General features: G+C 71.2%; 9 protein-coding genes. 6 read left to right on the forward strand and 3 right to left on the reverse strand.

Annotated features, from left to right (window positions below; genetic code table 11):
* Positions 1-167 precede the first annotated feature (167 nt).
* From ACH4DZ_RS11440 to moeZ, 5 genes are all read left to right on the forward strand, one after another.
* On the forward strand, positions 168-2,012 hold the full coding sequence (locus tag ACH4DZ_RS11440) for a DUF3492 domain-containing protein (RefSeq protein ID WP_398286797.1): 1,845 nt from the start codon (positions 168-170) through the stop codon (positions 2,010-2,012).
* Between the two features lie 563 nt (positions 2,013-2,575).
* The gene (locus tag ACH4DZ_RS11445; RefSeq protein WP_398287077.1) at positions 2,576-3,730 is read left to right on the forward strand and encodes a hypothetical protein; all 1,155 of its coding nucleotides are present in this window, start codon (positions 2,576-2,578) and stop codon (positions 3,728-3,730) included.
* Between the two features lie 171 nt (positions 3,731-3,901).
* Positions 3,902-4,861, forward strand: coding sequence for an NAD-dependent epimerase/dehydratase family protein (locus ACH4DZ_RS11450; protein WP_398286798.1), 960 nt, complete (start codon positions 3,902-3,904; stop codon positions 4,859-4,861).
* Positions 4,849-5,598 carry a spherulation-specific family 4 protein gene (locus tag ACH4DZ_RS11455; RefSeq protein ID WP_398286799.1) on the forward strand — a complete coding sequence of 250 codons (750 nt, stop codon included), beginning with the start codon at positions 4,849-4,851 and terminating at the stop codon, positions 5,596-5,598. Before ACH4DZ_RS11450 ends, ACH4DZ_RS11455 begins: the two co-directional genes overlap by 13 nt.
* A gap of 63 nt (positions 5,599-5,661) precedes the next feature.
* Positions 5,662-6,840, forward strand: coding sequence for an adenylyltransferase/sulfurtransferase MoeZ (gene moeZ, locus ACH4DZ_RS11460; protein WP_398286800.1), 1,179 nt, complete (start codon positions 5,662-5,664; stop codon positions 6,838-6,840).
* A 95-nt stretch (positions 6,841-6,935) separates the two neighbouring features.
* Here the strand turns inward: moeZ and ACH4DZ_RS11465 are convergent, their stop codons facing one another.
* The 3 genes from ACH4DZ_RS11465 to ACH4DZ_RS11475 form a co-directional block, all read right to left on the reverse strand.
* Positions 6,936-8,495: an alpha/beta hydrolase gene (locus ACH4DZ_RS11465; RefSeq protein ID WP_398286801.1), complete on the reverse strand. Its 1,560-nt coding sequence runs from the start codon at positions 8,493-8,495 to the stop codon at positions 6,936-6,938.
* 128 nt (positions 8,496-8,623) lie between these two features.
* Positions 8,624-10,174 carry an alpha/beta hydrolase gene (locus tag ACH4DZ_RS11470; RefSeq protein ID WP_398286802.1) on the reverse strand — a complete coding sequence of 517 codons (1,551 nt, stop codon included), beginning with the start codon at positions 10,172-10,174 and terminating at the stop codon, positions 8,624-8,626.
* 136 nt (positions 10,175-10,310) lie between these two features.
* Positions 10,311-13,157, reverse strand: coding sequence for a YbhN family protein (locus ACH4DZ_RS11475; protein WP_398286803.1), 2,847 nt, complete (start codon positions 13,155-13,157; stop codon positions 10,311-10,313).
* 185 nt (positions 13,158-13,342) lie between these two features.
* Here ACH4DZ_RS11475 and ACH4DZ_RS11480 point away from each other — a divergent pair, with 185 nt between their 5' ends.
* Entirely contained in the window at positions 13,343-13,747 is a 405-nt protein-coding gene (locus ACH4DZ_RS11480; protein WP_398286804.1) for an MGMT family protein, read from the forward strand.
* Positions 13,748-13,779 lie beyond the last annotated feature (32 nt).

Here is a 13,779-nt window from a genome sequence, read left to right on the forward strand (position 1 = left end):
GCCCGGCCCCGCCCCCCCCCCCTCTGCTTTCCCCCTGAGCCCCGGGGTCCGCGCTCGTCGCCCCCCCCCCCCCCCCCCCCCCCCACCGCCATGTCCGCATACGTTCTTCCCGCTGCGAGCCGCCGGGTCAACGGCGGCTCCCCACACGGGAGATCGGGAGTGCGGTCGTGCGCATAGGACTGCTTACGGAGGGTGGCTATCCGTATGTGAGCGGTGAGGCCAGGCTCTGGTGCGACCGGCTCGTGCGCGGGCTCGGACAGCACGAGTTCGACATCTACGCGCTGAGCCGCAGCGAGCAGCAGGAGGACGAGGGCTGGATCCAGCTCCCCTCGCAGGTGAGCCGTGTACGCACTGCCCCGCTCTGGACGGCGAACGACGACGGCGTCGCCTACGGGCGCCGGACCCGGCGCCGATTCGCCGAGTGCTACGGAGAGTTGGCGGCGGCCCTGTGCGCAGCCGACGCGCTCGGCGGCGCCGCGTCCGGTGCGGTGTCCGGTGCGATGCCCTATGCGGTGTCCGGTGCGGTCTCCGATGCGGCGCCCGGGGGTTTCGCCGGAGCCGAGGAGCGTGCCGAGGGTGCCTCGGCCGGCACGGCGGACCGTTTCGGCAGCGCGTTGTACGGGCTCGCCGAACTGGCCCGGGACGAGGGCGGCATGGTCGGCGCCCTTCGCTCCGAGTCCGCGGTGCGCGCCCTCGAACGCGCCTGCCGCGCGCCCGGCGCACTGCGCGCCGCGCGCACCGCCCGCGTGCCGGATCTGCTCACCGTCGCCGCCCAGGTGGAACGCGCCCTGCGCCCCCTCTCCCTCGACTGGTACGGCGACGACGGGCTCGGCTCGGTCGACCTGTGCCACGCCACGTCCGGCGGCGCCGCGGCCCTGCCTGGGCTGCTCGCCCGCCACTTCTCGGGCGTACCCCTGCTGGTCACGGAGTACGGGGTACAACTGCGGGCGCACTATCTGGGCCCGCGCGAGGATCTTCGGGGGCACGCCGCGTCGGCACCGGCGAGGGCCCTGCTCGCGGCGTTCCACGGCCGGCTCGCCGCGGAGGCCTACCGGCAGGCCGCGGTCATCACACCCGGCAACACGCACGCCCGCCGCTGGCAGGAGCGCTGCGGCGCCGACCGGACCAGGATCCGTACCGTCTACCCCGGCATGGAGGCGTCCCGCTTCTCGGAGGTGGGCGAGAGCGCCGAACACGCCGACCCGTACACCCTGGTGTGGGTCGGGCGCATCGAGCCCGCCAAGGACCTGATCTCGCTGCTGCACGCCTTCGCCGGGATCCGCAAGGGGGAGCCGAAGGCGCGGCTGCGGATCGTCGGAGCGCCCGCCGAGGGACCGGAGGGCGCGACCTACCTGGCGCAGTGCAAGGCCCTGGCCGCCCAACTCTTCCCCGACGAGACCGCCGGTGTGCACGCCGTCGGCAACAACCCGGTCTCCTTCGAGGAGATCGGCGGACCGGATGTACCGACCCTTCCCGAGGCCTACGCGGCGGGTGCCCTCGTCGTCCTGTCCAGCGTCGTCGAGGGCTTCCCCATCAGCCTCGTCGAAGCGATGTTCTCCGGCCGTGCCACGGTGTCCACGGACGTCGGCGCGGTCGTCGAGGTCATCGGCGGTACGGGACTCGTGGTCCCGCCGCGCAATCCGCGGGCGCTCGCCGAGGCCTGCGTCGCCCTGCTGCGCGACCCGGAACGCCGGTCGCGCCTCGGCGCCGCGGCCCGCGCCCGGGCCCTCGAACTGTTCACCGTCGAACAGAACATCATGGCATTTCACAGCATTTACCTCGATATCGTCTCGCGCTGTCCGGTCCAGCGGGTCGTGGTCGACGCATCGGGCGAGCCCCTCCCGTTCGCCATACCCGTCGAGGCACAGGTGCCGGGCCGGTGGCCGGAACCGGGGACACGGCCGGCCACCGGGAGACCGAGCCCGGGCTGGGCGACAGGACCGCCGGTGCGGAGCCTCCCGCTGGGCCCGACTCCGGGCGAGCCGGTGCCCGCGGGGGAGGGGGCATGGTGAGCGCGCGACGGATCGGAGCAGCGGACCGGACCACCGGCGGCGCCACCGAGGACACGAAGGCCGGGCAGCCGGGAGACCTCGGTGACCTGCGGGGCACGAACGCCGAGGTGGGCGAGATCAAGGTGGTGGACATCCAGCCCGGCGAGACCCGCGTGGTCGACGTACAGCTGGGCGAGTCGAGAATCGCGGACACCCGCCCGGGCGAACCGGGTCCGGCGACCCCGCGGCCCAGTTGGTCGAAGGACTCGGCCACCGAGCCTGACGGGACGCGCGTCGCGCACGCGCGGCAGGGAGCGCAGCAGGGGTCCTCGACGGCGACGTACACCCGGCTGGCGTGGGACGCCGTCACGGTCACGGCGGAGGCTTCCCCCTCGGCCGCCGACCGGCAGGTTTCCGACCAGCGGGGTCCCGACCAAGAGGGTCCCGACCCGCGGGTTCCCGAGCGGCAAGCTGCCGTCCAGCAGGACTTCGACCGGCAGATCCCCGACCGGCAGATCCCCGACCAGCAGATCTCCGACCGGCAGGCTTCCGGTCCGGTGGATACGGCCGCCGCCCCCGGCCCGGTGCACGACCAGGCCGGCGAACAGCTCGGCGAGTCGGTCGCAGTCGACCGCGCGCCCTCCGCTCCTCGCGGCGCCGCCGACCCGGTGAAGGCCCTGATGCACCGCCATCGACAGCTGTGCGAGCGCGCGGTGGACCCCCTGGAGATCGCGGCGGCCCTTGAGGCGCACGGTGTGACCGACCGGACCGCCACCCACTTCCGGCACCGGGACGTCTTCTCCCTCGCGGAGGAGATGTACGCGCGAGTACCCCGCGCCGGCGACACCGCACCGCGGCCCGGGACAACCGACGCCCCCAAGGCGCGCGCCGACTGGGCCGTACTCACACTCCTGCCGGGCGCCCTGTGCGCGGCGGTCGTGACCGGACTGCGGTACACCGAAGGCCGGCCGCGCCTCGCGGTGACCGTCGTCGGCGTACTCGCCGTGGCCCTCGCCGTGCGCGCGGCCCGCAGCCGAGGCCCGCTGCACGCCACGCGGCCGTGGTCCCCGACACCGTCCACCCGCGCGTGGACCTACTGGCTCGTCGCCTACGCCCTCCTCGGCGACGGCCTGCTCGCCGCCGCCATCGAGGGCGGCCCCGACGGGCCGCCCACCGGCAGCTCGGGCAGTTCCTGGCCGATCGCCCTCGCGTCCGTCCTGGCCCTGAGCGCGGCCTGCGCCCCGGCGGCCTGGTGCGCCCACCTCTTCGCCGTACGCGCCCGCCGCCGCCTCGCCACCAGCCGCGCCCTGGAGGAGTTCGCATCCTCCGTGAAACCCCTGCTCCTGGGCGTGTTCACCCTGTTTCTCTGCGTCCTCGGCGGCCTGCTCGCCCTGTGCGGAGCGGTACTGGACGAGCCCGTCGCGTACGCCGGGACCGGCGCCCTCGGCGCGCTCCTCCTGCTCGCCCGACTTCTCACCGTGCACGGATTCAGGCACGCCCCCGCGGTCATGCTCGCGACCGCGGGCGTGGCCGAGGCGGCGGCCCTCCTGAGCGTCTTCGGTAGCCGCCTCCCCGGCTGCGACGCGCTGGCCGTGCCCGTAGAGACCGTGACGGACGCCTGGGGCGCGGGCGCGATCCCGGCTCTCGTGTGCGGGGCCGCGGCGCTCGTCCTGCTGCTCCACGCGACCAGGACCCTCACCCGGGCGTCCGCCCACACGGCACACGGAGACGCACCGTGAACCGCCACCGGCTCTCGGCCCCAGAAGGTTCGTGATGGATCTCCGCGCCGAGCCCACCCCTTCCCGCGGAGCCGACACCGCGGGCCTTCCGTACGACCCAAGGCAACACCCTGAAGGAGAACGCCAGATGATCACCCTCCGCATCGGAGAGTCCGCCCCGGGAGCCGCCCGATGAGGGTGCTGCTGATCGGTGCCAACGGATACCTGGGCCGTTTCGTCGCCGACCGTCTCCTCGCCGACCCGGCCGTGCAGCTCACCGCGCTCGGCCGGGGTGACGACGCGGACGTGCGCTTCGACCTCGCCAGCGGCAGCCCGGGGGCGCTCACCCGCTTCCTGGACGCGGTGCATCCCGGGGTCGTCGTCAACTGCGCCGGTGCCACCCGCGGCGGCGCCCGCGAGCTCACCCGGCACAACACCGTCGCCGTCGCCACCGTCTGTGAGGCACTGCGCCGCAGCGGGTGCGGGGCGCGCCTCGTACAGATCGGCTGTGGCGCGGAGTACGGGCCCAGCCAGCCCGGATCCTCCACCGCCGAGGACGCCGTGCCCCGACCCGGTGGCCCCTACGGCGTGAGCAAGCTCGCCGCCACCGAGCTGGTCCTCGGCTCCGGCCTGGACGCCGTCGTCCTGCGGGTGTTCTCGCCGTGCGGACCTGGCACCCCGGCGGGCTCCCCGCTCGGACGCCTCGCCGAAGCCATGCGCCGCGCCATGCAGTCCGGCGACGGCGACCTCAAACTCGCCGGCCTCGGTGTCCAGCGCGACTTCATCGACGTACGCGACGTTGCCCGTGCCGTCCATGCCGCCTCCCTCTCCGCCGCACAGGGCGTCATCAACATCGGATCCGGTCGTGCCGTACGTCTGCGCGACGCCGCCTCCGTCCTCGCACGCGTCGCCGGTTACGGGGGAGCCCTCCACGAACTCGACGGACTTCCCGGCTCCGCCAGGCCGTCCATCGGCCACCCCCGGTCCGAGACGGAGCACACCGCCCCGGCCGCGTACCCCTACCCGGACGGCTGCGGCAGCTGGCAGCAGGCCGACGTGCGCACCGCCCGCGACCGGCTCGGCTGGCGGCCCCGGATCGGCCTTGAGGAATCCCTCGCCGATATCTGGATGGAGGCCGCATGCCGTATCTGACGAGCACACCCACGGGCACCGCGAGCACGGACCTGAGGATCGGCTTCGGCGTCCCCGGCTATGCGCACCCCTTGGTCGCCCCGGTCGAATGGGGCGGGCTCACCCGCCCCGGGACCCCCTTGCACTGGGTCGTCCTGAACGTCTCCGACGGCCCCGGCGCCCGCCCCGACCCCCACTGCCTGGAAGCCGCCGGACGTCTGCGCAACGCGGGCGTCCGCGTGCTCGGCCACCTGGACGTGACCCACGGCGCACGCGCCTTCGGTGAAATCGTCTCCGAGGCACACCGCTATCTCGACTGGTACCAGGTCGACGGCTTCTTCCTGGACCGCTGTCCCACGGAGCGGACAGCGCTGCCGGAGATCCGGCGCACCACCGACACCCTGCGGGCGCTCCTCGGCGACGGCCACATCGTCCTCGGCCACGGCATCCACCCGTATCCCGGTTACGCCGAGACCGCCGACCAACTGGTGACCTTCTCCGGGCCCTGGAGCGACTACCGCTGGTCGCAGGTGGCGGAGTGGACCGCCGAATACCCGCCCGAGCGCTTCTGCCACTTCGTCCACGGCATGCCCCGAGGGCATCTCGACGAGGCTCTGCGCATCGCCCGCTGGCAGGGTGCCTCGACGATCTACTTCACCGACCGCACGGACCGCGGAGGTTCGGCCGACCCCTGGGAGAGTCTGCCCGGCTACTGGGACGAACTCGTCTCGCGGATCGGAACGGGTGTCTCGGAATGAAGGAGGGCGTGGCAGTGTTACGGGGAGAACAACTGTAGTGATTGACCGACCAACGGAGTCCCCGTGTCGCTGCCACCCCTGGTCGAGCCAGCTGCTGAGCTCACCGTAGACGAGGTCCGCAGGTACTCCCGCCACCTGATCATCCCCGACGTGGGCATGGACGGGCAGAAGCGGCTGAAGAACGCCAAGGTGCTCTGTGTGGGCGCCGGCGGCCTGGGCTCGCCGGCGCTGATGTACCTGGCCGCCGCGGGCGTGGGCACGCTCGGCATCGTGGAGTTCGACGAGGTCGACGAGTCGAACCTGCAGCGCCAGATCATCCACAGCCAGGCGGACATCGGCCGCTCCAAGGCGGCGTCGGCCCGCGACAGCGTGCTCGGCATCAACCCCTACGTGAACGTGGTCCTGCACGAAGAGCGGCTCGAAGCCGAGAACGTGATGGACATCTTCAGCCAGTACGACCTGATCGTCGACGGCACGGACAACTTCGCGACCCGCTACCTGGTCAACGACGCGTGCGTACTGCTCAACAAGCCTTACGTCTGGGGCTCGATCTACCGCTTCGACGGCCAGGCCTCCGTCTTCTGGTCCGAGCACGGGCCCTGCTACCGCTGCCTCTACCCGGAGCCCCCGCCCCCCGGCATGGTCCCCTCCTGCGCCGAGGGCGGCGTCCTGGGCGTGCTGTGCGCGTCCATCGGCTCCATCCAGGTCAACGAGGCCATCAAGCTCCTCGCGGGTATCGGCGAGCCGCTCCTCGGCCGCCTGATGATCTACGACGCCCTGGAGATGCAGTACCGCCAGGTCAAGGTCCGCAAGGACCCGAACTGCGCGGTCTGCGGCGAGAACCCCACCGTCACCGAACTCATCGACTACGAGGCCTTCTGCGGCGTCGTCTCCGAAGAGGCCCAGGAGGCGGCGGCCGGCTCGACGATCACTCCCAAGCAGCTCAAGGAGTGGATCGACGACGGCGAGAACATCGAGATCATCGACGTCCGCGAGATCAACGAGTACGAGATCGTCTCGATCCCCGGCGCCAAGCTGATCCCGAAGAACGAGTTCCTCATGGGCACCGCCCTGGCGACCCTCCCGCAGGACAAGAAGATCGTCCTGCACTGCAAGACCGGCGTCCGCAGCGCGGAGGTCCTCGCGGTCCTCAAGTCGGCCGGATTCTCCGACGCCGTGCACGTGGGCGGTGGCGTGATCGGCTGGGTCAACCAGATCGAGCCGGCGAAGCCGATCTACTAGCCGTACCCCGTAGGAACAGACGCTGTACGGAGAGGGGCTCGGCACCGCGTGTGCCGGGCCCCTTCCCGTCACCCGGGCGGGAACGGCCGAGGCCGCTACGAACCGCAGACCTTGCCGTCGTCCGGTACCGATCCGTCCAGCAGGTAGTCGTCCACCGTGCTGTCGACGCAGTCGCTCCCGCTCCCGTACGCCCCGTGGCCCTGGCCCTTCCAGGTGAGCTGCACACCCACGCCCTTGCCCAGCTCGTCCGCCATCTTGCGAGCGCCCTCGTACGGCGTCGCCGGGTCGCCGGTGTTGCCCACCACCAGGACGGGGTCCGCGCCGGGCGCGCTCACCTCCGGTGTCTCGTACTGCCCGGCCACCGGCCAGTCGTGGCACCAGCCGGCCGTGTCCCAGCCCATCGAATCCCCGAACACGGGCGAGATCTTCCGGAACTCGGGGAGCCGCTTCTTCGCCTCCTCGGGCGTCGGCCGCTCCTTGTCGTCCAAGCACGATATGACCCGTTGGGAATGCGTGGTCGTGCCGTAGCGGCCCGAGGCGTCACGGTCGTTGTAGCTGTCGGCCTGCGCGAGCAGTTCCGTACCGTCGCCGTCCTCGGCCGCTTCGAGTGCGCTGGTGAGGGCCGGCCAGGACGACTTGCTGTAGAGCGGGTAGACGATGCCGGTGAGGGCGAGCTGCTGTGTCAGATCGCGGCCGCTCGTGGTCTCCAGCGGGTCGGAGTCGATCCGCTTGAGCAGGGCCGCGATTTTCTCGGAGCCCCGCTCGGGGTCCTGGCCCGTGGATTCGAGGTAGTCCTCCAGGGCGCGCTGGAAACCCCTCGCCTGGTTCTCCGCGTGGCCCACTGTGCCGGCGCTCGGGTCGACGACCGCGTCCAGGACCAGCCGCCCCGCGTTCTTGGGGAACAAGTGGGCGTACACGCCGCCCAGTTCGGTGCCGTACGAGATGCCGAAGTAGTGCATTTTCCGGTCACCGAGGACATGCCGCATCAAGTCCATGTCCCGGGCCGTGTCGGTCGTCGAGACATGCCCCAGGAGCTTGCCCGCGGACTTCTGGCAGCCCTCGCCGAAGTCAGTGGCGTCCTTGAGGAACGCGGTCTCCTCGGTGGAGGTGTCCGGCGTGGTGTCGACCGACTCGGCCGCTTGGACCCCCTTGTCGCTGCGACAGCGCACGCCCTCGCTGGCGGCGACACCGCGCGGGTCCCAGCTGACCAGGTCGTACCGCTCGTGGAGCTTCGCGAACGTCGGCCCGTACGGCGGCAGATAGTCGACGCCCGAGCCGCCGGGGCCGCCGAAGTTGAACAGCAGTGAGCCGATGCGGTCGTCCGAGGATCCGCTCGACTCGCTGCGGATCAGCGCCAGCCCGATGGTCTCGCCCGCCGGCTTCGCCCAGTCCAGCGGCACCTTGAGCGTCGTACAACGCCAGTCCCCGCCCGGCGCGGGGCCGGTCTCGGTGGCCTTGCACCTGCCCCAGTCGAGCTTCTGCGAGGTGAGTGAGGCGGGCAGCCCCGGCATGGCGTCGGAGGAGGAGGCCGCACCCGGCGGCCTGCCCGCGTCGTCGTTCTTGTCGTTCCCTCCGTCGTCCTCGGACGAGCCGCTGCAGCCGGCCACCAGCAACGCGGCGGCGGCCAGTGCCGTCCACCGTGCGATACGCGCCATGAACTTCCCCCCTCGCATCGTCGTCCGCCGATGTCGCGGATGACAGTCAGGCCATAGTAGGCAAATCTCCGCGAGCACCGCGGAGCCCTGTGGATAACCCTCTGACCTGCTGCTTTGTGAGTCTCACCTCAGGAGCAGACCGTGCCGGCCGCCGGGACCCTGCCGTTCAGCAGATAGCCGTTCACCGCGTCACGCACGCACTTGTTCCCGCTGTCGTACGCCCCGTGCCCCTGACCTTTGTACGTCAGCTCGACACCGACCCCCTTGCCCAGTGAATCCACCATCTTCCGGGCTCCCTCGTACGGGGTCGCCGGGTCGCCGGTGTTCCCGACCACGAGGATCGGAGCCGAACCGGGCGCGCTCACATCGGGGTGGTCGGCGTCGCCCGCCACCGCCCAGTCGGTGCAGCCGACCATGCCCCACGCCAGATAGTCGCCGAAGACGGACGAGGCCTTGCGGAACTCCGGGAGCTTCGCCGTCACGTCGGCGGCGGTGTAACGGGGTCTGTCGTCCGCGCAGTTGATGGAGACATTGGCGGCACTGATGTTGCTGTACTCGCCGTCCTGGTTGCGCCCGTTCATCGAGTCGGACAGCAGCATCAGCACCTTGCCGTCACCGTCGTACGCCTGCTGGAGTCCTTCGGTGAGGTACTCCCAGAATTCCTTGGAGTACAGGGACTGTGCGATGCCGCTCGTGGCGGCGGTCTGGGTGAGCAGGCGCGGGAAGATGCCCGGGATCGGTTTGCTGTCGAGGTCCTTGAGCAGTTTGGCGATCCGGTCCTTCACGTCCTGCGCGCTGCCGCCGAGCGGGCACTCCTCCGCCTTCGAGGCGCAGTCCTCGGCGAAGTTGTCCAGCGCCAACTGGAAGCCCCTGGCCTGTCCGAGGGACCCTTGTTCGGAGTTCTGCGTCGGATCCACGACCGCGTCGAAGACGGCCCGCCCGACCTTCCGGGGGAACAGGTGCGCGTACACGCCGCCCAGTTCGGTGCCGTACGAGATGCCGAAGTAGTGCAGCTCGTCGTCTCCGAGGACCTGGCGCATCAGGTCCATGTCGCGGGCCGCGTCGGTGGTGCGTACGTGCGGGAGGAGCTTCCCGGAGTTCTTCTCGCAGGCCTTGTTGAAATCCTTCGTGCTGTCCAGAAGAGTCCGCTGCTCGGCGGCGTCGTCCGGGGTCGCGTCCTGCTGGAAGTACTCGTCGAGCTGTTCGCTGTCCTCGCACTTCACACCGGCGCTGCGGCCGACACCGCGTGGGTCGAAACTGACCAGGTCGTAGCGGGTGCGCAGCTCGTCGTAGTCCTTGCCGAAGGCGGGAAGCGTGGTGACGCCCGAGCCGCCCGGACCGCCGAAGTTGAAGAGCAGCGAACCGATGCGCCGGTCCTTGGCGCCGCTCGCCTGCGCGCGGATCAGCGCGAGACCGATGGTGTCCCCCTTGGGCTTGTCCCAGTCCAGGGGCGCTTTCAGGGTCGCGCACTTCCAGTTGTCGCCGTCCGGCAGGGGCGACGGAGCGTCCCCGCCGCCCTCGGACTCGGACGGCTCCGGGCAGTCCTTCCAGCTGAGCTTCTGCGCCGGCAGGTCCTCGTCCGCGGAGCCGCCGTCGTCGCCGCATCCGGCGAGGGCCGCCAGCAGCAGGAGGGCGGTGGCGGTCAGAGCGGCGGCCCGCGGCGGGGAAGGGTTCGGCATAGACCCATCCTGAGGTCGACCAGGACGGGCCGCCCGGGGCGCGGGCCGTGCGGGTGAGGATCCCGCGTCCGACCCTACGGAGTGCCGCCGGCCGTCCGGCGGTACAGGGAGATCGCCGGACAGTCCTGGGACCGACCTAGAGCGCGCCCTTGCGTGTCAGGTGGTTGAAGAACAGCCATCCCGGCAGCACGGGCAGCCACAGTGTGAGAAGGCGGTACAGGAGCACGGCGGGCGCCGCGACCTCCTTGGGGAGCCCGACGGCGATCAGGCCGACCGTCAGGGTGGCCTCGACCGCGCCCACCCCGCCCGGGGTGGGCGCCGCGGAGCCGAGCGCGTTTCCGGCGAGGAAGACGACGGCCACACTGGCGATGCTGATCGCGGGCATGTCCTCGCTGCCGAACGCCCGGATCGACGCGTCGAGGCACATCACGAAGCAGGCCGTCAGCAGAAGCATGCCGCCGATGCCGGTGATCAGCTTCTGCGGTCGCTGGAGGACGTCCAGCATGCGCGGGATGACACCCGCGAAGAGCGACCGCACGCGCGTGACCACGAATTTCCTCAGGAACGGCACCGAGGTCACGACGAGGACGAGGACCGCGACGGTCAGCAGACCCGCGATGACCGTCCGGGACGGCGACAAGGAGGGCGTCTTCTCGGTACCGGTCAGATAGCCGAACGACAGCAGCATCAGGATGTGACAGCCGAGCCCGAACAGCTGCGACGCGCCGACGCTCGCCACCGCGAGCCCCGGCCGTACCCCCGCGCGTTGGAGGAAGCGCGTGTTGAGCGCGACACCGCCCACCGCCGCGGGCGCCACGATCTTCACGAAGGACCCGGCGACCTGCGCCGCCACGGCCCGCATGAACGGCACCCGCTCGGGCACGAAGCCCAGCAGGCTCATGGCCGCGGCGAAGTAGCTCAGCATGGAGAAGAGCGCCGCCGCTGCGACCCAGCCCCACTGGGCACTGTCGAAGAGCGTGCCGAACTCGATGTGCGTGAGCTGCGTCAGCAGGAAGTACGCGCCGAACGCGCCCGCGATGAAACTGATCAGCGTACGCGGACGGATGCGCTCAAGACGGGCCGGCTCGACCGGTGCCTGCGGCCTGATCAGCAGCACCTGGTGCCGGATCTGGGTGAGCAGGTCCTCCTCACGGGCCTCGTCCAGGGCCTCGTCGATCGCCCGCTTCTCGGCCCGCTGCTCGGCACGTACGGTTTTCTTGTCGGGCTTCTCCAGGACGGGCCTGGTCTCCTCGGGCGTGGCCGCGTGCTCCTCGGCGCGGGCCAGTTTGGCCTGCCGGGAGGCCTCCAGGACCGCCTCGCGCTCACGCTCCGAACGCTCCCGGGCCAGTTTGCGCAGGGTGGCGCGGTGGGAGCGGGTGAGCGCGATGGGCTGCAGCATGGGCAGGCAGTCGGCGACCGCGTCCGGGCCGAGCACGCCCACGGCCGAGGCCACCGCGCGCTCCGCGCCCACGCGCAGACCGAGCGTGGTCACCAACTGGGCGACGTCCATGCGCAGCAGCAGCTCACCGGCCGCGATCTCACCGTTGCGCAGGTCCGTGAGGATCACCGTGCCGGAACGATCCACCAGAACGGCGTCACCGGCCAGTCTGCGGTGGGCGATGCGCCGCGACTGCAGCGCCTGCACCTGGTGCCAGGTCTCGCGCAGCAGGTCGTCGGTGATGTCCTCGTCCGGCAGCGCGTCGAGGGTGCGCCCGCCGATGTGCTCGTAGACCAGCATCACGGCGTCCGGACCCAGCTCGGAGGTCGCGATCAGCTTCGGCGCGTTGGCCCCGGCCGCGATGGCCGCGTACGCGAGGAGCGCCTCCTGTTCCAGGGCCTGGCGCAGCGACTGGAGGCTGCGGCGTGTGGTGATGCCGCGCAGCGTCAGACGGCGCCACACGCGGTAGAAGAACCCCTGCGCCTGCTGTTCCCGGTCCACCACCGTGACGTCCAGTGGGGCGCCGTCCTGGAGCGTCACGAAGTACCGGCGGCCACGGTCACCGTCCGCGGCCTCCGGGGTCTCGTCCCGCGCCGCGCTCACCGGGTGGAAGCCGACGTGCCGCAGTCCGGCCATCAGGGTCCGGCCCGTGGGCCGTACGTTCGGGGAGCCGACCGCGTACAGCGTCCCGTAGGCCACGCTCCAGCCGATCAGCACGGTGAGGATGATCGAGAAGGGGGTCGTGTAGCCGGTGACCAGCATGGAGAAGGCGTCGAGCATCAGCACGACCCACAGGACCGCACGCCAGCGCGGCCGTCGCGACATGCCGACGGCCGTCATATAGGCGATGACCGGCGCGAGGTAACCGTGCACCGGGTCGGTCAGGGCGTGGATGTCTCCGGGGGAGGGCTGCGTGAGCGCCTTCTGGATCGAGTCCGGGGCGCCCTTGGCGACCCACAGGTCAGTGGCGAGCGTCACACCGTGGGCGAGGACCGCGGCCAGCACGCCGTCGGCGATCCGGAGCCCGTCCCGCTTGATGAGCCGCTCGATGGCGAAGGCGACCGGCACCAGGAGAATCGCGATGCTCGACGCGAGCCCGGCGATCTTGATCAGCAGGTCGGGCGCCTCGTCGGTGCCCTTGTTGATGTCCTGCGCCAGCCCCGACGTCGTGCCGTGCGCGAACGCGGCGATCGACAGCAGCACGGCGATCGCGAGAACGCCCACCAGCAGGCGCATCAGGTCGGAGGGACGGTGCACGCGCGCGGGGAGCAGGGGCTCGTCGCCCTCGACCGCTTCGGCCGGGGCGTCGTCGCAGGCCGCGCGGTCGGTCTCCTCGGCTCCGCTCTCCTTGCGCATGTCCTTCTTCTGGGACGTGTCCGGACTCCCGGACGTCACACCCGTCTCGGACGCAATGCCTGGCACTGACGTCACGGGCGCCTCTGTCTTCTCCGGAAGGCTCTCGTCCGTATCGTCGCCGGAATCCGGGCGCGACGAAACCTCAGAGGTGCCCTCCGCGTCTTCGGGGTGCACACCCTGCTGTTTCATCGTCTCTTCTTGGTCTCGTATCACCAGTAACCGCCCGCACGATGGTGGCATGCCCCGCTGACACAGGGGGGCATCAGGGTGCAGTGCGGGGGCGCACAGTCTGCCCGAAGCGCTGTTCTTGGGCGAGGGAAACGTAAAGTCACCGCCGCGTCACGTTGTCCGAGGGGTGGTGCAGGATGGACCGGATGAGCGAGCAGAGCCTCCCGGCGGACGCCTTGCCGGAGTACGCGGAGCGGGTCCTCGACGTCGCCGAGCAGATTCCTCCGGGGAGCGTCATGACGTACGGAGATGTCGCGGAATGGCTGGAAGAGGGCGGTCCGCGACAGGTCGGACGGGTGATGGCCCTCTACGGAGGAGCCGTTCCGTGGTGGCGGGTCGTCCGCGCGGACGGCGCGTTGCTCCCCGGCCACGAACTGGAGGCGCTGGAGCACTACCGGGTCGAAGGCACGCCCCTCAAAGCGGCGAGCAGGGCCTCCGAAGGGCACGTTCCGCGCATCCACATGAAACAGGCCAGATGGGACGGCGGGGATCGCGCGGAGGGTCACACCCGACAGCTTCCGGCACGGGACCGCCAGGAGGGGGACAGGTGACCCGTACGGGGGAACGCGGGCACGCCCGGGAC

Source organism: Streptomyces sp. NPDC017991 (assembly GCF_044328075.1).
GTDB lineage: Bacteria > Actinomycetota > Actinomycetes > Streptomycetales > Streptomycetaceae > Streptomyces.